This window comes from Paenibacillus sp. P5_B5, from assembly GCF_056400365.1.
The window spans coordinates 1-21,234 of the sequence record NZ_JBFULK010000023.1; the positions used below are offsets into that span (position 1 = coordinate 1).

Annotated in this window: 25 protein-coding genes, 1 rRNA gene and 1 riboswitch; of the genes, 22 read left to right on the plus strand and 4 right to left on the minus strand. The window is 39.7% G+C overall.

Annotated elements, in window-relative coordinates:
• Positions 1–142 (plus strand): 23S ribosomal RNA (locus tag AC1DOK_RS22205); the annotation flags it as partial.
• A 435-nt stretch (positions 143–577) separates the two neighbouring features.
• Here AC1DOK_RS22205 and AC1DOK_RS22210 read toward each other — a convergent pair.
• Complete coding sequence (locus tag AC1DOK_RS22210) at positions 578–1,102, minus strand: hypothetical protein (protein ID WP_477556489.1); 525 nt, start codon at positions 1,100–1,102, stop codon at positions 578–580.
• Positions 1,103–1,244: 142 nt separating this feature from the next.
• Here AC1DOK_RS22210 and AC1DOK_RS22215 point away from each other — a divergent pair, with 142 nt between their 5' ends.
• The 10 genes from AC1DOK_RS22215 to rsmI all read left to right on the plus strand — a co-directional run bounded on the left by AC1DOK_RS22215 (position 1,245) and on the right by rsmI (position 8,546).
• Complete coding sequence (locus tag AC1DOK_RS22215; RefSeq protein ID WP_477556490.1) at positions 1,245–1,430, plus strand: sigma factor G inhibitor Gin; 186 nt, start codon at positions 1,245–1,247, stop codon at positions 1,428–1,430.
• 226 nt (positions 1,431–1,656) lie between these two features.
• A complete protein-coding gene (locus tag AC1DOK_RS22220; protein ID WP_477556491.1) occupies positions 1,657–3,162 on the plus strand; it encodes an aminotransferase class I/II-fold pyridoxal phosphate-dependent enzyme in 1,506 nt (501 codons plus the stop codon).
• Positions 3,159–3,809 (plus strand): dTMP kinase, encoded by a 651-nt coding sequence (gene tmk, locus AC1DOK_RS22225; RefSeq protein ID WP_477556492.1) that lies wholly within the window; start codon positions 3,159–3,161, stop codon positions 3,807–3,809. The genes AC1DOK_RS22220 and tmk overlap by 4 nt, the downstream gene beginning before the upstream one ends.
• Positions 3,810–3,835: 26 nt before the next feature.
• Positions 3,836–4,165 (plus strand): cyclic-di-AMP receptor, encoded by a 330-nt coding sequence (locus AC1DOK_RS22230; protein ID WP_477556493.1) that lies wholly within the window; start codon positions 3,836–3,838, stop codon positions 4,163–4,165.
• Between the two features lie 29 nt (positions 4,166–4,194).
• The gene (locus AC1DOK_RS22235) at positions 4,195–4,641 is read left to right on the plus strand and encodes a YaaR family protein (RefSeq protein WP_477556494.1); all 447 of its coding nucleotides are present in this window, start codon (positions 4,195–4,197) and stop codon (positions 4,639–4,641) included.
• Positions 4,642–4,665: 24 nt separating this feature from the next.
• The gene (holB, locus tag AC1DOK_RS22240; RefSeq protein ID WP_477556495.1) at positions 4,666–5,649 is read left to right on the plus strand and encodes a DNA polymerase III subunit delta'; all 984 of its coding nucleotides are present in this window, start codon (positions 4,666–4,668) and stop codon (positions 5,647–5,649) included.
• A 1-nt stretch (position 5,650) separates the two neighbouring features.
• On the plus strand, positions 5,651–6,454 hold the full coding sequence (locus tag AC1DOK_RS22245; RefSeq protein WP_477556496.1) for a PSP1 domain-containing protein: 804 nt from the start codon (positions 5,651–5,653) through the stop codon (positions 6,452–6,454).
• Positions 6,455–6,482: 28 nt separating this feature from the next.
• Positions 6,483–6,821 carry a DNA replication initiation control protein YabA gene (gene yabA / locus AC1DOK_RS22250; protein ID WP_477556497.1) on the plus strand — a complete coding sequence of 113 codons (339 nt, stop codon included), beginning with the start codon at positions 6,483–6,485 and terminating at the stop codon, positions 6,819–6,821.
• 88 nt (positions 6,822–6,909) lie between these two features.
• On the plus strand, positions 6,910–7,653 hold the full coding sequence (locus AC1DOK_RS22255; protein ID WP_477556498.1) for a tRNA1(Val) (adenine(37)-N6)-methyltransferase: 744 nt from the start codon (positions 6,910–6,912) through the stop codon (positions 7,651–7,653).
• Complete coding sequence (gene rsmI, locus AC1DOK_RS22260) at positions 7,650–8,546, plus strand: 16S rRNA (cytidine(1402)-2'-O)-methyltransferase (RefSeq protein ID WP_477556499.1); 897 nt, start codon at positions 7,650–7,652, stop codon at positions 8,544–8,546. The genes AC1DOK_RS22255 and rsmI overlap by 4 nt, the downstream gene beginning before the upstream one ends.
• Positions 8,547–8,656: 110 nt before the next feature.
• On the opposite strand, the gene AC1DOK_RS22265 is transcribed toward rsmI, so the two are convergent.
• Positions 8,657–8,911, minus strand: coding sequence for an AbrB/MazE/SpoVT family DNA-binding domain-containing protein (locus tag AC1DOK_RS22265; protein WP_477556500.1), 255 nt, complete (start codon positions 8,909–8,911; stop codon positions 8,657–8,659).
• Positions 8,912–9,164: 253 nt separating this feature from the next.
• Between AC1DOK_RS22265 and AC1DOK_RS22270 the strand changes: the two genes are divergently transcribed.
• Together AC1DOK_RS22270 and AC1DOK_RS22275 are read left to right on the plus strand one after the other, a co-directional pair.
• Positions 9,165–10,406 carry an HD domain-containing protein gene (locus tag AC1DOK_RS22270; protein ID WP_477556501.1) on the plus strand — a complete coding sequence of 414 codons (1,242 nt, stop codon included), beginning with the start codon at positions 9,165–9,167 and terminating at the stop codon, positions 10,404–10,406.
• 70 nt (positions 10,407–10,476) lie between these two features.
• Positions 10,477–11,244, plus strand: coding sequence for a TatD family hydrolase (locus tag AC1DOK_RS22275; RefSeq protein WP_477556502.1), 768 nt, complete (start codon positions 10,477–10,479; stop codon positions 11,242–11,244).
• A 63-nt stretch (positions 11,245–11,307) separates the two neighbouring features.
• Here AC1DOK_RS22275 and AC1DOK_RS22280 read toward each other — a convergent pair whose 3' ends face one another.
• Both AC1DOK_RS22280 and AC1DOK_RS22285 read right to left on the minus strand, forming a co-directional pair.
• Positions 11,308–12,564 (minus strand): ABC transporter permease, encoded by a 1,257-nt coding sequence (locus AC1DOK_RS22280; protein WP_477556503.1) that lies wholly within the window; start codon positions 12,562–12,564, stop codon positions 11,308–11,310.
• A gap of 17 nt (positions 12,565–12,581) precedes the next feature.
• Positions 12,582–13,343 (minus strand): ABC transporter ATP-binding protein, encoded by a 762-nt coding sequence (locus AC1DOK_RS22285; protein ID WP_477556504.1) that lies wholly within the window; start codon positions 13,341–13,343, stop codon positions 12,582–12,584.
• A gap of 280 nt (positions 13,344–13,623) precedes the next feature.
• Positions 13,624–13,849: riboswitch (cyclic di-AMP (ydaO/yuaA leader) on the plus strand.
• Between the two features lie 194 nt (positions 13,850–14,043).
• On the opposite strand from AC1DOK_RS22285, the gene AC1DOK_RS22290 reads away from it, so the two are divergent.
• The 9 genes from AC1DOK_RS22290 to spoVG all read left to right on the plus strand — a co-directional run bounded on the left by AC1DOK_RS22290 (position 14,044) and on the right by spoVG (position 21,080).
• Positions 14,044–15,177: a G5 domain-containing protein gene (locus AC1DOK_RS22290; RefSeq protein WP_477556505.1), complete on the plus strand. Its 1,134-nt coding sequence runs from the start codon at positions 14,044–14,046 to the stop codon at positions 15,175–15,177.
• 152 nt (positions 15,178–15,329) lie between these two features.
• Positions 15,330–15,872 carry a ribonuclease M5 gene (gene rnmV / locus AC1DOK_RS22295; protein ID WP_477556506.1) on the plus strand — a complete coding sequence of 181 codons (543 nt, stop codon included), beginning with the start codon at positions 15,330–15,332 and terminating at the stop codon, positions 15,870–15,872.
• Between the two features lie 3 nt (positions 15,873–15,875).
• Positions 15,876–16,796, plus strand: coding sequence for a 16S rRNA (adenine(1518)-N(6)/adenine(1519)-N(6))-dimethyltransferase RsmA (rsmA, locus tag AC1DOK_RS22300; RefSeq protein ID WP_477556507.1), 921 nt, complete (start codon positions 15,876–15,878; stop codon positions 16,794–16,796).
• Positions 16,797–16,845: 49 nt separating this feature from the next.
• Positions 16,846–17,736, plus strand: coding sequence for a sporulation peptidase YabG (gene yabG, locus AC1DOK_RS22305; RefSeq protein ID WP_477556508.1), 891 nt, complete (start codon positions 16,846–16,848; stop codon positions 17,734–17,736).
• A 287-nt stretch (positions 17,737–18,023) separates the two neighbouring features.
• Positions 18,024–18,299 carry a biofilm formation stimulator Veg gene (gene veg / locus AC1DOK_RS22310; protein WP_477556509.1) on the plus strand — a complete coding sequence of 92 codons (276 nt, stop codon included), beginning with the start codon at positions 18,024–18,026 and terminating at the stop codon, positions 18,297–18,299.
• A gap of 119 nt (positions 18,300–18,418) precedes the next feature.
• Positions 18,419–18,595 carry a small, acid-soluble spore protein, alpha/beta type gene (locus tag AC1DOK_RS22315; protein WP_477556510.1) on the plus strand — a complete coding sequence of 59 codons (177 nt, stop codon included), beginning with the start codon at positions 18,419–18,421 and terminating at the stop codon, positions 18,593–18,595.
• A 108-nt stretch (positions 18,596–18,703) separates the two neighbouring features.
• Positions 18,704–19,558, plus strand: coding sequence for a 4-(cytidine 5'-diphospho)-2-C-methyl-D-erythritol kinase (gene ispE / locus AC1DOK_RS22320; protein ID WP_477556511.1), 855 nt, complete (start codon positions 18,704–18,706; stop codon positions 19,556–19,558).
• Positions 19,559–19,701: 143 nt separating this feature from the next.
• Positions 19,702–20,523: a pur operon repressor gene (purR, locus tag AC1DOK_RS22325; RefSeq protein WP_477556512.1), complete on the plus strand. Its 822-nt coding sequence runs from the start codon at positions 19,702–19,704 to the stop codon at positions 20,521–20,523.
• A 272-nt stretch (positions 20,524–20,795) separates the two neighbouring features.
• Positions 20,796–21,080, plus strand: a complete 285-nt coding sequence (spoVG, locus tag AC1DOK_RS22330) for a septation regulator SpoVG (RefSeq protein WP_036655543.1) — start codon at positions 20,796–20,798, stop codon at positions 21,078–21,080.
• Positions 21,081–21,234 lie beyond the last annotated feature (154 nt).

The following is a 21,234-nucleotide window of genomic DNA, read 5'->3' on the forward strand; positions in this document are numbered from 1 at the left end:
AGCATCTAAGCGCGAAGCCCCCCTCAAGATGAGATTTCCCAATTAGTAAGACCCCTTGTAGACGACGAGGTTGATAGGCTTGAGGTGGAAGCGCAGCAATGTGTGTAGCTGACAAGTACTAATAGGTCGAGGGCTTAACCTACAAGTTTATCTGGCAGTACTTTTCGTAAGAAAAGTGCGAGAGGATAAACTGCTTCGAAAGCATTCTTACATCTTTCAATTCGCATCTAGTTTTCAAGTAACAAAATAGATGGCTGATCCATGAGTAGAACAATCTACTTATGGATCAGCCATTTTGCATTTCATTTTGCATTTCGTTTTGCATGTTGTTTTGTATTCTGCATTAGGTTTTGTGCTTTGTCTTTATTCTATTAATGAGTGTTATTTGGAGCCTGGTTGTTCATCATCACAATTAATGATATTGGGACTTCTAATTGGCTACTAATTGTGATGATTGAACGATATGAATGAACTTTAGCTTAACGGTATCTATATCTTGAAATGAAGATCTTGATTTGAAGATCTTGAAATGAAGAGTTTGTTTTTCAATCTAAGATAGTATGAAGAACTTTTTCAATTAAGGCAAGTAGCAGGATGTATCTTGATTATTGATTTTGATAAGTCCATTCTGTTGATATTTACGTAGTGAATAGAGCACCCATAAGCGCGGGATCATTAACAATAGATGAGTAAACAATAAATTAAATAAATTTTCTGTGCTGGTCCATGGATATAAAACTGCTATTACTAGTATTCCTCCAATAAAAACATGGTTCTGAACCTTCTGTACAAGCTGTAATGAAGTATGGTTAATTGGTACAAGTCCAATCCATAAGAGATGGTAATGGAATTTCCACTGATTTCGATGCCCGTATCTAACTGTTTGAAGATATAGCTTGGTTATTAGGAAATGAAGCACCAGAATGCAAGGATAGCATAGCATATAGAATAATGCCCGATTCTCCAAAAGATTTATAACAAGTGCAAGCATAAATAGTAAGACAAAAAACAGGACATATAAGTAACTGTGGTGTATTCGTTTAACGAGCTTATAGTTGTATATGGTTGAATCGCTTGCCAATGTATTATCATTACCGTTCATTTCTATTCTCCCATAATGTCGAATTCTCTGTTACAGAGGTTACTATTAAGTTATATCGGTTTTAGACGTAGTAAATGTAAGTTTAGAAGATTTCTAAAAGGGCATACTAATATTTACTATAAGAATAGAGGTGAATACTCATATGGAAGATCAACAAATGCCAATTTGCATTATATGTAACGATGAGAAACCTGATGGCATATTTATCTTATCTGAATTTATATGCGAAACCTGTGAAGAGGAAATGGTACACACAGATGTGATGGATGAGAAATATTCATTTTTTATTCATCAGCTTAAAACAAATCTTATCCTCAAAAATGCTTAATCTAAATTTTATACTAGTATATTAACTTTATGTCCACACAAGTAAATGTAATCATGACATTGATCCAAAGGCTCATTAGAGCTAAGTTTCTTTGATATTCAAGAAGCTTAGTACGACTATGATCCTTTTTTGTTTGCTCATTTTCTCATATAATAGAAGAGTATGATATATACACGCTAACCTGATTTCACGAGGGTTTGTTCTTGATCATATAGGAGGTTACGTTGTGAGGGATAGAGCTCCACTATTTGAAAAACTAACTGCACATCATCACAACCAAGCTACGAGTTTTCATGTACCTGGTCATAAGTTTGGCAGGGGGTTGAAACAAGGAGAAGACGTCCATACTTATTATCATAATATTATGGCGATAGATGGAACTGAAATAGCGGGGTTTGATGATTTGCATCAACCTGAAGGGGTAATTCATGAAGCACAGATGCTTGCAGCTGAGTGCTTTGGTGCTGAGGAAACATTCTTTCTAATTGGTGGTAGTACAGTTGGTAACTTAGCGATGATTGCCTCGGTTTGTGGCCGAGGTGAAATACTTATTGTTCAGCGCAATGTTCATAAGTCGGTTATCCATGGTCTTATGATGGTAGGTGCACGGGCTGTATTCTTATCGCCCTTAGTGGATGAAGAGAGTGGTATTGCTGCTGGTGTTCGAGCTGAAGATGTAGAGGATGCACTCCGACAGTACCCCGAAGCCAAAGGTGTTCTGTTAACGAATCCTAATTATTACGGAATGGGTATTGATTTGCAACAAATTGCGAAGATCACACATTACTATAACAAGCCCTTGCTAGTTGATGAAGCTCATGGAGCTCATTATGGATTCCATGCTAGTTTACCGCCTTCAGCATTGTCATGTGGAGCCGATGTTGTCGTTCAATCGACACATAAGATGTTATCTGCTATGACAATGAGTGCTATGCTTCATGTACAAGGAACACGAATAGAGCGTTCAATTTTCAAAAAATGGTTAAGTATTTTACAAAGCTCAAGTCCATCTTATCCACTTATGGCTTCGCTTGATCTAGCTAGACGTGAGATTGATGTTGATGGAAAGAGACTCATCGGACATGGTCTTGATGCAGTGCAACATTTTCATGAGTTAATGGAACATCTTCCGGAATATCGCATACTGATACACCAAGAGCATCAAAACGCCTATACGAGTCTAGATCCATTTAAGATTACAATTTGTGATCGCACAGACATTTTGTCTGGACCAAGGCTAGCTCAAGAATTGGAATGTAGAGGATGCTATCCTGAAATGACTGATGCAAAGCATGTCTTGCTTCTATTTACGCTTCACTCAACTAGAAAGGATGCTGAGCAAGTTTTCCAAGCATTGATGGAGATATCGAGTTATTATGAACTAAAAAAGCAGGAAACAAGCTATGCAATCTCGAATATGAATGAAATACCTCCATTTTTGCCTTTGTCGTTCCCAGTTTTATTTTCCATGAATATGTCACTTTTTCACTCTGAATCACTCGCGCGGGACCCATTAGTTCGTTCATTAACGATTTTAGATGCGGTTGGACAACAATCTGCAGAAATGGTAATTCCATATCCTCCGGGTGTACCCATTCTGTATCCAGGGGAAGAAATAACGATATATACAGCTAATCTGATTACACAATTGATCGAAACTGGGGTTAAATTTCAAGGTACAGACATCGGGGCTCGTGGCACAATTTATGTTTATACAGGAGGAAACAAGTGACAGGTTTATTTATTACTTTCGAAGGACCAGATGGAGCAGGTAAAACAACGCAGATTAATCGTTTGGCTAATGAAATTTCCAAGCTTAATAAGAAAATTGTTTTTACCCGTGAACCTGGTGGCACACGCATTGGCGATAAAATCCGGAGTATCATTTTGGATCCAGAGCATGCTGAAATGGTTAATCAAGCAGAGGTTCTGTTATATGCAGCTTCCAGAGCACAGCATGTTCACGAGAAGATTATCCCGGCATTAAATGAAGGATGTATTGTTCTATGCGATCGATTCATTGATGCAAGTGTTGCTTATCAAGGCTATGGTCTTGGTGTTACCGTCGATATGGTACTTAAGATCAATCATTTTGCTAGTTCTGGATTGATGCCAACTCGCACTTATATGCTGGACATTCCGGCAGAAGAGTCATTGAAACGATTGCACAAGCGAGCAAGTGGTGATGAGGATGCAGGTCTCGATCGAATCGAGCAACGTAAGCTTGACTATCATCAAACTGTGCGTGAAGCATTCAGGAGAATTGCACAAGAACAGAATGAGCGAGTTTTACTTGTTCAAGCTGACCGCACAGAACAGGAAATTGCTACTGATATTGCTGCTGATTTCTATCTTCTTTTGGATCACCATAATAAATGATTTTTATGAAAGGAAGGGATGTACCCGTGAAACTCATTATGGCTGTAGTGCAAGACAAGGACAGTAACCGTTTATCAAGTGCTTTAATTAATGCAGGTGTACGAGCAACTAAACTTGCTTCAACTGGAGGTTTCTTGCGTGCGGGGAACACTACATTTATGGTTGGTATTGAGAATGAGCGTGTACAAGAGGTACTTAGCATTATTCAAACAAACTGTAAGGTACGCGATCAGTTAGTAACACCAGTTTCTCCAATGGGAGGAACAGCAGATTCTTATGTACCATTCCCAGTAGAAGTGCCAGTAGGTGGAGCGGCTGTATTCGTTATGCCAGTTGAACGCTTCGAGCATTTTTAGACATATAGCAATAGAAGGGGGAAACCTTCTTGAAAATTAATCCTGGTAGAAACCCCATCGGTAACAATGTTAGGGTTCCGGATAATTCCTTACATCCACAAGCGCCTGCACGTAATTTTGCAGATGTGATGCAGCATCAGGATCAGGTAACAACCAAAGATCAATTAAGTCAATTAGCAGGACAGATTAGTCAACAAGGTGATCTACTATCTAAGTCGATGACTGTACGTGAGTTACGTCGATATAAATTGCTTGTTAAGAAGTTTTTAGAAGAAACAGCACGTAGAGGTATTGTTATTAAAGATACAAGAGGCTGGGATCGTAGAGGTCGAAGTAAAAGGTACAAAATTCTAGACGAGATCAATGAGGAACTTATTGCACTCGCTGAGGGTTTGCTTGAATCCGAGCAAGGTCGGATTGATATTTTACATCGTATTGGTGAAATTCGAGGAATGCTTATTAATTATTTGTATTAATGATTCGTGGAAGTGGAGAACATTATGTCTTTTGCTAGTATAAGAGGCCAAGAGGTAGCGAAGCGTCTATTGCAGAGCAGCCTTAAGGCCGATAAACTTTCTCATGCCTATATATTCCATGGCCCTGTAGGGACAAGCCGCAAACAAATGGCTCTAGAGCTTGCTAAAGCGATATATTGCCTGAACGGTGTTGATGATGCTTGTGGAGAATGTATAGAATGTCGTAAGGTTGAACATGGAAATCATCCTGATTTGTATATTGTGCAACCGGATGGTGCAACTATTAAGATTGATCAAATTCGAGAATTACAGAAAGAGTTTGCTTATCGTGCGTCTGCATCCGTTGACGGAACTAAAATTTATATTATCGAGCAAGCGGATAAAATGACGATTCAAGCAGCTAATTCTTTACTTAAATTTCTAGAAGAACCGATATCCAAGGTTGTGGCTATTCTAATTACTGAGAATGGACATGCCTTATTATCTACAATTCAATCACGTTCACAATGGATCACATTCGTACCGATGCCAAGGGAAATGATGATAGAACAGCTTCTATTAGAAGGACATCCAACTCATTTGATATACCCCGCAGTGCATTTAACTGCAGGTCCTGAAGCAGCTCGTGAGTTGATTACTACAAATTGGTTTGCAGAAATAAGAAACGTAGTGATACAATTAACAAAGGAAACACTGACGAGGTTTCCATCTTCCTTTGTAACAATAGGACAAAAGTGGTCAAAATCGGATCTGTCCGATCATCCGGATACGGTTTTTGATTTGCTAATTCTATGGCTCAAAGATATCGTGCAGCTTAGTACAGGACACAAAGAGAAGCTTGTTTATATAGATCAAACAGATTGGATGACTTCAATCTCTTATAGCCGCGATTCAGCAACATGGGTTCGGATATTAGAGCAGGCAGTAGAACTTAGGAAAAGGCTTCGTTCGAATGCCAATCCACAGCTATTGCTCGAAAAAATGCTCGTCGTCATTCAGGGGGGGTAAAATGTATTCGGTTGTGGGTGTCCGCTTTAAAAAAGCGGGTAAAGTTTATTATTTCGATCCACTAGATTTTGATATACAGCAGGACAATGCTGTGATTGTTGAAACAGCACGCGGTATTGAGTATGGTAAGATCGTCATCGGTAAGAAGGTAGTTCAGGAGAATGATGTGGTATTACCACTTAAGAAAGTGATTCGAATTGCTGACGAAACTGATGCAAAGCTTGTAGAAGATAACAAAAAAGCGGCTAAAGACGCGTTCTCTACATGTATGGATAAAATTAGAGAACATGAACTACGCATGAAGCTAGTTGATGTGGAGTATACTTTTGACCGTAATAAAGTCATATTTTACTTTACAGCTGAGGGTAGGGTTGATTTCCGGGAACTAGTGAAAGATCTAGCATCTATTTTTAGAACACGGATTGAACTCAGACAAATTGGCGTTCGCGATGAAGCTAAAATACTCGGAGGAATCGGTCCTTGTGGACGTATTCTTTGCTGCTCTACATTTCTAGGCGATTTTGAACCTGTATCCATTAAAATGGCGAAGGATCAGAACTTATCGCTTAATCCCACTAAAATATCAGGTTTATGTGGAAGACTTATGTGTTGTCTCAAATATGAGCATGACAATTATGAGAGTGCCAAGGATAGTATGCCAACAGTTGGTAAGCTGGTTATTACCTCATATGGTAGTGGTAAGGTATTAGCTTTGAATATGGGCAACCGTACAGCTAAGGTTCAATTATTTGATCTTGGTAAAGTGCAGGACTTGCCTTTTGATGATGTAGTGGAGCAAGAATAGCGATTTCGAGATACGTTGAGGTGATATAGTGGAGAAACAAGATGTTTTTGCGCAGATCCATCAACTTGAAGAGCAGATGGGTACAGCATATGCAGATTTGGGTGCTTTGAAGCAGCGAATCGTCCTGTTGCTTGAAGAAAATCAGCGACTCATGATAGAAAATCGCCAATTGCGTAAGCTTCTCAAGAAGGGTGAAAACGTTCCAATCGAGGATGAAACCAAAGAGTCGGTTAACACGGTGATCGGTGAAGGACATGATAATTTGGCCAGGTTGTATCAAGAAGGTTTTCATATCTGCAATGTTTATTACGGACACCTTCGAACTGAAGGGGATTGCTTATTTTGTTTATCATTTTTGAAAAAGTAAACCGTAGACTATGCTCTACGGTTTTTCTTCCGTATGAAAGGATTTATTTCAAATTAGAAAATGCAGGATGTTGGGATGTGACATAAAGATGTTAGTGCATGAAACTGAGCGAGTGGATGATTTACTTACACATGGTCTATCCATCATACAAAGCGATGAGGTATTCTCCTTCTCCCTTGATGCTGTGTTACTTGGCAGATTTGCGCCAGCACCACCTAAGGGAGAAATTATTGATCTGTGTTCAGGTAATGGCGTTATTCCACTCTTGCTTTCGACGAGATCGAAAGCTCATATCGACGGGATCGAGATTCAAGAGCGTCTTTACGATATGGCAAATCGAAGTGTTCGAATGAACGGGTTAGAGAATCAAATTCGGATGATTCATGGAGATTTACGTGATATCCATCTGACACTAGGTCATGGACAGTATGATGTGGTTACAGTGAATCCACCGTATATGCCGGTACCAGATGGCGTGCAGAATATAAATCCGCATTTTGCAGCAGCGAGACATGAAATTCATAGCACACTAGAGGATGTCCTCATCTCATCTTCACGTTTGCTTCGCAATCGGGGTAAGCTTGCTATGGTGCACCGAGCGGCTAGATTTATAGAGATATGTTACCTCATGCGTCAACATCGACTAGAGCCCAAACGTGTTCGATTTGTTCATACTCGTAAGCACTTTGATGCTACTATGGTACTCATCGAAGCCATGAAAGATGGTAAACCTGGTGTTCGCATTGAAGAACCACTCATTGTTTATAATAAAACGGGTGAATACTGTACTGAATTAAGGGATGTGTTTTATGGGAAGAAGGAGTCTATATGATCTCACAAAAAAGTTATGAAACGCGAAGTCACACAGGTACGTTATATTTAGTAGGAACTCCAATCGGTAATTTAGAGGATATGACCTATCGTGCAGTGAGATTACTGCAAGAAGCGGACATCATTGCAGCCGAGGATACTAGGCAAACAAGAAAGCTGCTCACACACTTTCAGATTTCAACAAGACTTGTGTCTTATCATGAGCATAACAAAACCAATTCAGGTCCTGAGCTTATCCGGTTGATGCGTGATGAAGGGCTTGTTATAGCTCTTGTTAGTGATGCGGGGCTGCCAGCTATTTCGGACCCAGGCTATGACCTTGTATGTCTAGCTGCTGAAGAAGGCATTCCTGTTATACCTGTTCCAGGAGCTAATGCTGCGTTAAGTGCGTTAATCGTTTCTGGTTTGCCAACACAGCAGTTTACCTTTATCGGGTTTCTACCGCGTGAACGCAAATCAATTGTTAATGAGCTAGAGAAGCTCAAAACTAAACGTGAGACTTTAATATTCTATGAATCACCACACCGGATCATCAAGACATTAACGTATATGCAAGAAGTGTGGGGAGAACGAAATATATGTTTAGCTCGTGAGATAACCAAGAAGCATGAAGAGATTACACGTGGATCTATTGAAGAGTGTCTGCTATATGTGCAAGAGAATCCACCTTTAGGTGAATATTGCCTTGTGGTTAAAGCAGCTGATGAAGTGACGATTAATCAGGATGGACAAGCGAGCGATGGATCGCAGATATGGTGGGGATCTTTATCACTCGAGGAACATGTTGCTCACTATGTAGATCAGTCAATGAATAAGAAGGAAGCAATTAAGCAGGTTGCAACAGATCGTTCTCTTCCCAAAAGAGAAGTATATAACACGTTAATTAAACAATAGAAAAAAAGATCCCATGTACCTTGGAAATCCAAGGTCATGGGATAAAGGAGTATGAAAAAGGTTAGAATTACCTAATGGAATATTGCTAATTTCATTATAACCTATTTTTCTTAATTTGTCACAGGTGTTGGCATCTCAGATAAACAAATATGACAAACAATTTTTCCTTTGAAATAGCTAACATTCTCTGCATTACCACAGAAAATACAAGCAGGCTCATATTTCTTCAACATAATGCGTTCACCATCAACATAAATCTCTAAAGCATCTTTCTCGCCAATACCAAGTGTCCGGCGTAATTCAATCGGAATAACAACACGACCAAGTTCATCTACTTTTCTAACGATACCAGTAGATTTCATCATATGTAGGACTCCCTCCAAGTTTGAATATGTAATCGTCAACTTTCGACATTCTTTTCATAAATATGATACCAACGATTCCCAAAATAGTCAACCATTTTTTAATAGAAAAGGGACCAAATACTAGAAATACAAAATAAGAATCAGCACTTTTTTTACCAGTGAAAATGGGAAGTTTTCAGATAATTTGTCGACAACTTTCTATGTTTGATTTATCATTTTGTCGAATGATATTGATGTAGGAGAGATAATAAAAATGGAAGAAGAGAAGGTTTTTAAAGACCCTGTGCATCAATATATTTATGTTCAGGATAAGGTGATTTGGGAGTTAATTAACTCGAAGGAATTTCAAAGATTACGTCGAATTAGACAGCTTGGAACTTCCTTTTTAACCTTTCATGGCGCTGAACACAGCCGTTTCTCTCATTCTTTAGGAGTATACGAAATCACACGTAATATTATATCTCAATTTAATCGGAATAAGCATGTGGATTTTCCGCAGGAAGAAAGATTGCTCTGTTTATGTGCAGCTTTGCTCCATGATATTGGACACGGACCCTTCTCTCATTCTATAGAACAAGTATTTGGTCTAAGTCACGAGGACTGGACATGTCGAATGCTGGTTGGAAATACAGAGGTGAATGCAATACTCTCCAAAGTAAATCCTAATTTTCCAAATGATGTAGCGAGTGTAATTTCCAAAACATATCCCAAAGAAATCGTCATTTCACTTGTATCTAGTCAACTAGATGCTGATCGGATGGACTATTTATTACGAGATGCTTATTTTACGGGTGTTAATTATGGTAAGTTTGATTTGGAGCGAATTCTAAGGGTGCTCAGACCATATAAAGGTCACATGGTTGTAAAAGAAAGTGGGATGCATGCAGTCGAAGATTATTTGATGTCTCGGTATCAGATGTACTGGCAGGTGTATTTTCATCCAGTTACTCGAAGTGCAGAGCTTCTGCTCAGTAAAATTCTAAGTCGTGCTCGGCTGTTATATACGGAGCAATATAATTTTGGTTTTATGCTAGAGCCATTAGAGAAGTTATTCTCACATAACTTGACGATTGAAGATTATTTTCAATTAGATGAATCGCTTATGCAGACAGTTATGATGTGCTGGACGAAGGAGAAGGATGCGATTCTTGCAGACTTATGTAATCGATTCCTGAATCGCCGTTTGTTCAAATTTGTGACACTCCATTCCGAGTCTTCACAGCTTGAAACTTATCATGCCATAGAGCAGAGTGCTTTAGCATATGGATTTGATCCACAGTATTATTTAGGTATGGATTTCCCTTCGAATCTTTCTTACGATATATACCGTCCCGGAGAAACGAATAACTTGCCTATATTACTTCTAAATGGAAACGACGAGCTTAGTGAAATCTCTGAGCAGTCTGATATTGTTAGATCGATTGCAACTATGCGCCAAGGGAAGCATCGTATTTATTTTCCTGAAGAAATGAAATCTGTTAGGGGTGATACATAGTAAGTTTCGGTTTGGTAAAGAATTTGGTATGCTACTAATAAATTTATTGATATAGATGAAGGAGAACATCATGTTAACAGATACCCATACACATTTAAACGCAGAGCAGTTTGATGAGGATCGAGACCAGGTAATTGAACGTGCATTAGAAGCGGGTGTAACTCGAATGGTCAATATCGGTTTTAATCGAGAAACGATTCCGTCATCTATTGCCCTTGCAGAACAGTATGATTTTATTTATTCAGCAGTTGGCTGGCACCCAGTCGATGCGATTGATATGCAACCAGAGGATCTGGAGTGGATTGAATCCCTATGCAAGCATGATAAGGTTGTAGCTATTGGAGAAATCGGACTTGATTATCATTGGGATAAGTCCCCTAAAGATGTACAAAATCGTGTTTTCAGGGAACAAATTCGCTTAGCGCGAAAGCTAGGTATGCCCATCATTATTCATAATCGTGATGCGCATCATGACATTCTTCAAGTATTACGCGAAGAGAAAGCGTCAGAGGTGGGCGGAATTATGCACTGTTTCTCAGGCTCTTGGGAAACCGCTAAGCAATGTCTAGATATGAATTTTCATATTTCCTTCGGTGGTCCTGTGACATTCAAGAATGCTAAGCAGCCCAAAGAGGTGCTTGCACAGGTACCGTTAGATCGTCTATTAATTGAAACGGATTCGCCGTACCTAACACCTCATCCTTATCGAGGTAAACGAAATGAATCGGCCTATGTTCGTCTAGTGGCTGAAACTGCGGCAGAAATTCGTGGACTCAGTTTAGAAGAACTTGCGCAAATCACGACAGCAAATGCTGTTCGACTTCTTGGATTAAAATAAAGAAATCTATAATTGATTGAACAAGCAAAGAGGCCCCCATAATGTTACTTATGGGAAAGCCTCTTATAATGATGTCAGATCACGTATCCATTTACGTTTTAGGATGTAGCGGCAATACAGGATGTAGATTCCCATAATTACTAAAGGTACTGTAGCGTAGAGTAGATTTGAAGCAGTAAGTAGCAATGTAAGCCCGAATAGTAGTGATTGCGCAGCGATTGCAGATTTCATGATTTGCAATATACCACCGACTTGCTGTACAGGATCGATCGGATACATCTGAAGCCAAAAGGTATATTTATGTGCATCACGCAAAGTAGATAGTTGTAAGGCAGAAATGATAATCCCTATTAATACAATGATCACACGTGCGCTGTCACTTGACACGAAAAAAGTAATGAATAGTGTAACGAGTGTCGTACGTGCAAACATGCTGAACAAATCAGTGCGAAACCATGTTTTCGTAAAGAGATATAAGTGTGTATTGGAAGCATTAAATTTGTAGAGTCTCGTTACAAGTGATGCTAGACCTCTCCTTCGAACGGTTACAGGTAACGGAGTTACATCTACGAACATTGCAAAAAAGCGATAGTATCGTCTGCGAGTGGCTTGTTCGCGTTCAATGAGTATTTCCCAGCCAGTAGTATGTTTAGGAACCATTCGTATGATAATGATCCATAATATAATTGCTAATAAGAGGAGCAAAGCGGCCCACATTACACCGTTGATCAATGCGAGAGGGACAATAGCAAGGGCAATGCTCCAGCGAAAAAGAACAGAGATCATACGGGACTGTTTGCTGACCATTCTACTTTCTTGCCAATTAGCTAGTAGTGCAGCCCATTTGGTGAGCCAAATTAAGCCGAGAACAAGCCATAGGGGTTGTGCTTCTGTTCCTTCACAGTGAAGATATAATGGCCAAATTACGAGTAGGCCGAAAGTTGTGATACAAGCATGCACCAGCATGGTATGTTTAATAGCAGCTTGGAAATAACCATTCAAGTGACCTTCAAGTGGCAGGAGAAACATGCGGTCTGGCTGAACCAAAAAAGTGCGAATCGAACCCATAGCTAACAGGGGGACAAGCACGAGCATTGCAACCCACCAATAAGGGTAGTCACGAGGCAATTCGTCCAGCACTTTTACATAATAATAAATACCACCTATTAATAGAAGAAACACATATCCAACAAAATTACTTCTCAGCACATAAAGCCAGTAACCAAGCGCTTCTTTATTAAAAGATTGCCTTCTTTTCTTCCAAATTTGTGTGACCTCAGAATTTGCTATATTTTGATTTCTTGGTTGGTCATTATTCATTGTTTCACCCTCTTACCTTAGCGGTCCCGTTTGTCTTCTCTTGTCACATACATATAGAATAAATCGTCGAGCGATGTCTCTGATTGTGGTTCAATGCCGAGTCCTATTTTGAGTTCGTTCAGCGTTCCTTGTGCGATAACTTGTCCGTAATGAAGAATGACGAATCGGTCACAATATTTCTCAATTGTTGCAAGAATATGAGAGGATATAAGAAAAGACGCACCATTCTGTTTGAAGTTCGACATTGTTTCGAGCAAGGAGCGCATAGCTAGTGGATCAAGCCCGAGAAATGGCTCATCAATAATATAAAGCGGTGGTTCTACAAGAAATGCATTCATGATCATTACTTTTTGCTTCATACCTTTAGAAAGCTGTGATGGGAAATGGTCTGCCTTCTCCTGCATTCTAAATTCAGTCAATAATTGCTCTGAACGCCTTGCATAATCCTCTTTGGAAATCCCATAAGCCATAGCTGTTAACTCTAGATGTTCGCGAACTGTCAATTCATTATAAAGCTCGGGATTTTCAGGGACATAAGCATAAGATGACCGGTAAGATTGCAGATCGTCGCTGAGCTGTAAATTATTAATGGTTATTTTTCCTTGTTTGGGCAGCATGAGCCCAAGAATATGCTTAATTGTGGTACTTTTCCCAGCTCCATTGAGTCCAATTAGTCCTACCATTTCTCCTTTACCTAGCGAAATATTAACGTTCTTAAGTACCGGCTTTTTTGGTAAGTATCCGCCGAACAATTGTTCGATTTGTAGGATGTGATTCAAATTCTCCACCTGCTTTAATTTTGTGATATTTTGATAAATTTAGGATGCATTATCCATTAATTTTATCTAAAAAAACATCTCTATTCTCATAAAATAGTAACATTATCCATTAAAAATGGCAAAAAATTGAGTTATAATAAGAAAAACATGGAAGACAACTGAAAAATCACCGCTAATGTGAAAAAAATTCCTGAATTTAAGCTTATTTGCGATTGAATCACCCTTTACAGCTAGTCGAGTATCATCGTACTATTTCAACATACAAGTAAATAGGATCACCAATTTCAATTCGCTGAGTCTTCATTTTTGGGGAACGGGGGAACCGCTGTAAAGAACAGAGGCCGAGATATACAAGTAGTAATTTCGGCGTTGATTGATGCAGGAGTAATTGGGGTGAGTCTTTGGAATGTAAGCATGATCATCGTCATTATGATTTACATCCAAAGTAGGGCAATTCTCATGCCCGAACCCGTCAGCTAACCTCGTAAGCGTAAGAGATAGGGAATTGTCGTCAGGTCTTTTATTATTTAGCTATGCTAAAGACCACGAGAAGCATTCTCTCTTCTCCAGGTCTTTTTTTGTTGCATTAAATTTAATACTGGTTATTGGTGACCGAACGACTGTATAAATTACTAAGTCGCGTCAAACACATTTATGTATAACATTAAGGCGGCGAGGCTTTGACAGGAGGACCGAAGAAATGGGATTGATCTCAGAAGAAGAGACCCATGTAGAGCGATCATCCAGCACAACCTTCGCAATGCGATGGAAGCATGAAAATTTGCGATATGTCATCATACCTGCAATTTTTACATGCGTAATTATTATGATGTTTATGGTGCTGATGTACGGAACCGCTTCTAAGCGTGTATTCGTAGTAGTAAATGGTCAAGAAACTGTTGTTGAAACAAAACAATGGGAACTAAATCGCCTGCTGGATGAACAAGCTATAACGATGGGTACGTATGATGAAATTAATGTGCCGCTAGATTCCAAAATTAAACACGGGGATCGAATCGTAGTCAATCATGCAATACCTATTCAATTAACGGCTGACGGTAAGACAGAGGTTAAATATACAACTGCCAAAACAGTAGCTGCAGCGCTACAGCAATATCAAATTAAGATAGATCACAATGATAAAGTGATTCCACAATTAAGTACAGAGCTTACACCTAACGACCAAATAAAACTTGTTCGTGTTGAGAAAGTCGCACAGGATGTAACGGAAGAAATACCATTCCAAACGGTTAAACAAGACGATGCTAAGCTCGCTAAAGGCAAGCAGGAAATTGTGCAAGCTGGTAAAGAAGGCTTACTTGTTAAACAAATCGAGAAGGTATTTGAAGATGGGGTACTCGTTGAAGAGAACTTGCTTGAAGCGACGGTCAAAGCGCCAAGTGTGAATAAAGTTGTTGCGATCGGCACCAAGAAGGACGTCGTTACGCTATCGGTTCAGGATAAAGTGGATAAACACTTGTCCAAAGACGATCTTTCATTCTCGTACAAGGAAATACTCAATAATGTACAATTGACCGCCTATACAGCTGCTGGTGGAGGTAAGGCTAAGGATGATCCTCAGTATGGTATTACAGCCTCTGGTGCTAAAGTAACTGAAGGTCGTACAATCGCTGTGGACCCTAAAGTGATCCCGCTTGGCTGGTGGGTATATATTGATGGTATCGGATTCCGTCGTGCAGAAGATACTGGCGGCGCAATCAAAGGTAAAATTATTGATATTTACTATGAAGATGAGAATCATGTGAATCGTTTTGGTCGCAAACGTGGTTATACCGTTTATGTGATTGGACCTAAGAAACCAATTGTAGATTAATGCGGATGCTTATGGGCAAACTGTTGAACAATATGATAAAATAGATTTAACTTACGGAGAAGGGGATAACCCCTTCTCTTTTCAATGTTGGTCAGAAATAAATGGAGCTTTGTATTTCCGTTACCGGAAATTTGGGAGGCGGATGGGTGTAAATGATCAAAGAAATTATTGTGGTAGAAGGTAAGGATGATACGACAGCCATTAAACGAGCCGTAGAGGCAGAGACAATCGAAACCGGAGGTTCTGCTATCAATCGCAAAGTGCTGCAGAGAATTGCCCTTGCACAGGAGCGACGAGGGGTTATTGTATTTACAGATCCCGATCATGCAGGTGAACGTATTCGCAAAATAATCTCGGCTAAAGTGCCTGGCTGTAAACATGCTTTCTTAACGCAAGAACAAGCATTACGTAAAGATGACATAGGTGTAGAGAACGCTTCTCCTGAAGCAATCCGAAATGCTTTAGCGAATGTGAAGACGGAATTCGATGGAGCGGTTGCAGAGTTAAGAATAGAGGATCTCATACAGACGGGAATGCTCAATCATCCACAGGCTGCAGCTAGAAGGCTTGAAGTGGGTAATATACTCGGTATTGGCTATTGTAATGGTAAACAATTTTATAAGCGTTGTACGGCCTTTCAGATATCCCGTGAGGAATTTGAAGCAGCCGTTGAACAGCTGGATCGAAGAGGGTAGTAAATGGATAAAGAACTTATCGGAGAAGAATTTCAGGTCGAACAGGATATTGGAAGTCCTAAACATACCAATAGTGTGCTAAAGAAGCATAGACTTGTACTTAAGAAGAGCTTGGGACAGAACTTTTTAACGGACGTTAACATCTTACGTAAAATTGTGTCAGCAGCAGAGTTAACTAAGGAGAAGGCCGTACTTGAGATTGGCCCAGGAATTGGTGCACTTACACAGCCTTTGGCTAAGGTTGCTGGCAAAGTTGTTGCACTTGAAATTGATCAGAGGCTATTACCTATTCTTGCTGAGACACTAGCACCTTACCCACATGCAAGTGTGGTACATGGGGATGTACTGAAGCAAGATCTGCAAGCATTGTTCAAAGAGCAGTTTAGTGAAGCATCTGAAGTTAGTGTGGTTGCTAATCTGCCGTATTACATTACAACACCGATTATTATGCGTCTGCTCGAAGAGAAGCTTCCACTGGAGCATATCGTTGTTATGACACAGAAGGAAGTTGCAGAGCGCATGTCTGCGCCTCCAGGCGGCAAAGATTATGGTTCGTTATCCATTGCTGTACAATACTATTGTGATACAGAGATCGTTACAATTGTGCCACGATCTGTATTTGTACCTCCACCGAACGTTGACTCAGCTGTAATCAAGCTGTCGCTTAGAGGTGCACCTCCAGTCGCTGTGGATGATGAAGATTTCTTCTTCCAGGTTGTACAAGCTTCATTCGCACAGCGTAGGAAAACCATATATAACAATTTAGGTGCTCAATTCTTTTCCAAAGAGAATAAGAAGCAGGCAGAAATTATACTGCTTGAGAGCGGCATCGAGCCATCCAGACGTGCAGAAACAGTTTCGATTGCGGAATATGCTGTACTCAGTAGAAACTTGAAGATTTGTTTGAATGAATTAAAAGGATAGGCACTTACCATCCCTCCTTGCCATACGATAGACGAGGAGGGATGCTGCAATGTACCAAGGTGATTTAGTTACTCGCAAATCATACGGTGGAGATATCGTATTTCGCATTCAACGCATAGAACAGGACAGAGCTATTTTGTGGGGAGTAGAGTATCGGTTGTTAGCGGATGCGCCTGTATCCGATCTTGTCCCTCTCAAAGGAACGCAAGATATCGATTCACCCCGTTACCATACGCATCAAGCGATGCATTCCATACGAAGATTAGTGGAAGATCGTATTCGCCTACATGAACGAAGTCCTTATACAAGTATTAATAAAGGTCAGGTTGGCAGCTATTATTTTGAAGTACCGGGTACAGTTCTACACTTAGATGGTGATCCTCTATACTTAAAAAAATGCATGACGATGTATGAAGAATTGCATATACCTGCTCATGGTTTCTATATGCAGGAAACTCAAATGGCAGATTCACTCAGACGATTGCTTCCGCAAATTAAGCCTAATATTGTCGTTATAACAGGTCATGATGGCTTTGTTAAGAATCGCAAAGATTTAGATATTATGTCGCTGGATGCCTATAAGAACTCGGCACATTTTGTTAAAGCGGTAGAGGTAACTAGACAATATGATTGTAATTTAGATTCTTTAACGGTGATTGCTGGTGCATGTCAATCCCACTTTGAAGCGCTCTTGCATGCCGGTTCGAATTTTGCTTCATCACCAGCACGTGTCTTGATTCATGCACTTGATCCGCTATTTATTGCGTCTAAGATGTCCTTTACATCCGTTAAAGATACGGTGTCAATGATCGATTTAATGGAGTCGACTATTACGGGGCTAGAGGGTATGGGAGGCGTCGAGACAAGAGGTAGCCATCGTATGGGCCTTCCGCGGCTAGATAAAATTGAGATTCCTGATATACCAACCATACAGATCTAGCTTAAGTATAAATAAATGATCATTTGATAAATCGTCCAATTTCTAATTTTGGATGGTTTTTTTATTGGAAAAATCTAAAGCGAGATTAGTTTTCAATACTGAAAATTATCAATTCAAAAAATAAATGTATAAAATTTGCGATTTAGACAAATTCTAACCCTTATAAATTTGAAAAATAGTAAAACACCCGTTGACAACTGGATTGTTGTATTGATATAATTGTTTATTTTGATTGACATCCATGGGGGAGTCGGTTATAATTTACATGGAAAGAGGTGGTAGTCCCAATGGCAAAAAATGCACTTTTGGAGATTAAACGTAGTTTAGAGCCTCATGTTGGTCAGAAAATTATGCTCCGCGCGAACGGAGGACGTCGTAAGACAATTGAGCGATCTGGGGTGTTAGAAGAGACGTACCCTTCTGTTTTCATCGTGAAACTCGATCAAGAACAGCAGTCATTTAAACGGGTATCCTACAGTTATGCGGATATTTTAACCGATTCAGTTCAAGTGACGGTATGTAATAACGATGGAGAAGTAAGAATCACGTATATTCAAACATAACCCCATTTATACAGCAGCCCGCATATGGGCTGCTTTTTACCTTTTTATAGACGATATAGGGTACTGCGAATAGATGTTTCTCATAAGGACACACTATTTTTTAAAGGAGGCGAGGAGATATGAGCCGTAGACGTAGTGTAATGTCGGAGAAATTTAAATATGAACTTGCAAAAGATCTTGGTTTTTATGACACCGTTCAGCAAGAGGGATGGGGCGGTATTCGCACGAAGGATGCTGGAAACATGGTTAAACGAGCCATTCAAATTGCTGAGAATGCTTCCTCTAAACAAACATAGTATCTAAAATGCCCTTATTTTGTTAATTGGCTAAAGCTCATTCGAGCTTTAGCTTTTTTTTTTTGCTTTTGGTATAATGAGACGGTAAATACATAAGTAGGTGATTTCGTGAAAGTGTTTGAAAAGGCGCCAGCCAAAATCAACCTGTCGCTTGATGTATTATATAAGCGCAATGATGGTTATCATGAAGTTGAAATGATTATGACAATGGTAGATCTAGCAGATCGAATTGAAATGCAAGAGCTTCCGCGTGATACGATAATGATCTCTTCACAGGCTGGATATATTCCACTTGATGAGAAGAACTTAGCATTCCAGGCTGCTAGGCTCATTAAAGATCGATACGGTGTTAAACAAGGCGTATATATACACTTGGATAAGAATATTCCGGTTGCTGCTGGACTTGCAGGTGGTAGTAGTGATGCTGCTGCTACTCTTCGTGGACTCAATCGCTTGTGGCAGCTCAATATTTCGATCCCAGAATTACAGAAGCTAGGAGCAGAGCTTGGCTCTGATGTTCCGTTCTGTATTACTGGTGGAACGGCAATTGCCAGAGGCAGAGGCGAGAAGCTTGAACCAATTAAGAATGCTTTTCAGTCTTGGGTGATTCTCGCTAAGCCTCCAATTAATGTATCGACTTCGCAAGTGTATGGTAAATTGAACGCGAATGGCATTAAACATCATCCTGATACAAGGCAAATGGTAGATGCAATCCAAGGGAAGCAGTTTGATAAGCTATGCAGTGGTCTATGTAATGTGCTTGAAGAAGTAACGCTTGATTTATATCCAGAAGTAAGACATATCAAGGAATGTATGCAAAAGCTTGGTGCTGAAGGCGTGCTAATGTCAGGCTCTGGGCCAACCGTATTTGGTCTTGTATCTAAAGAATCTAAGGTTGCTCGGATTTATAATGGGCTTAGAGGGTTTTGTAAAGATGTATATGTAGTGAGGATGTTGACTTAGGAATTTTCGAGGTCAACATTTTTTTTAGTGATCTTCTGATATCAACTATGGTTGTCTTAATATAGACAATGATATCAACTTGTGTAAAACCGTACAAAAGTGTTATATTTTTTATATAATATTCGGAATTAGGTGGTCTGTTCATGAGAAAATTGAAGAGAAGTTCGAGATTGGTGGAAATGACCCAATATTTATTGTCTCGTCCTCATTCATTGATCCCACTCACTACGTTTGCTGAACGTTATAACTCTGCTAAATCGTCCATTAGTGAAGATCTTGTGATCATTAAGGAAGTTGTAGAGATGGAAGGGATCGGAGAATTAAACACAGTTGCAGGAGCAGCTGGTGGTGTTAAATTCATTCCCAAGATGAATACAACGACTGCATTATCCTTTATTGAATCGATCTGTGAAGAATTACGACAGCCTGATCGGATTTTACCAGGCGGTTACTTGTATATGTCTGATATATTAGGGCAGCCTTCAGTGCTCAATGAGATCGGCAAGATGTTTGCAACTAAATTCGCTAATAGCGGAGCTGATTGCATCATGACGGTTGAGACCAAAGGTATTCCTCTTGCACATGCAACTGCATCTTTCTTGAATCTTCCGGTTATTATTGTACGTAGAGATAATAAAGTAACAGAGGGATCGGCAGTTTCGATTAATTATGTATCAGGCTCTAATAAGCGTATACAGACGATGTCATTATCAAGACGTGCCTTGAAGGAAGAGGCGAATGTGCTGATAATTGATGATTTTATGCGTGCTGGTGGTACGATTCAAGGCATGAAGGACTTACTAAAGGAGTTCAAGGCTTCTGTTAGTGGTGTTGGTGTATTCGTAGAGTCGGGAGAAGTCGATGATATGTTAGTGGAGGACTACGTATCTCTCGCTAAACTATCAGGAGTTGACTCCAAAACGAAGCAGGTTATTGTAGGGCCAGGTAGCTATTTCAATGATTAAGAATAATTGAAGAGCAGATAGTTCTCTTTTTGTAATTCAACTAATGGCCAAATGTGACATTAAACAGTGAACAAAAATTGAATGGAACAAATGAACAAAGTGTGACGACTCTTGTCACATTTTGTTGTATTATAAGTTATATATTGTAAAATGTGATCTAATTAATTGTTTTTTTAAACTTTTAAAAAAATTAATTCTGATAAAGAAGGAATTTGCATTGTAATGTTGAATTATACTTCCAAGTCCTGCGATGGAAAAAGGTGGTGAGCACAATGCAAATTACAGACGTTAGACTTCGCCGAGTAAATTCAGAAGGCAGAATGAAAGCGATTGCTTCCATTACGATTGACAATGAATTCGTTGTTCACGATATTCGTGTAATCGACGGTAACAATGGTATGTTCGTTGCTATGCCGAGCAAGCGCACTCCCGACGGTGAATTCAGAGACATTGCCCATCCGATTTCTTCCACAACTCGTGAGAAGATTCAAGCGGCGGTGCTGGCTGAGTACGACCGTGCGGCTGCAGAAGAAGAAGTAATCGAAGAAGGCGCGTAATTCTGATTCAACTGATTTGAGAAGAAACGACCTTCTTGGTTCTCATGTAGGACAGATACGTTTCTTGAGTTTATACCGAATTTTATGAAGAAACTTATAAATTTGGTATAACTTAAAGAGAGGGCCCCGTTATGGGGCTCTCTTTTCTTTTAAG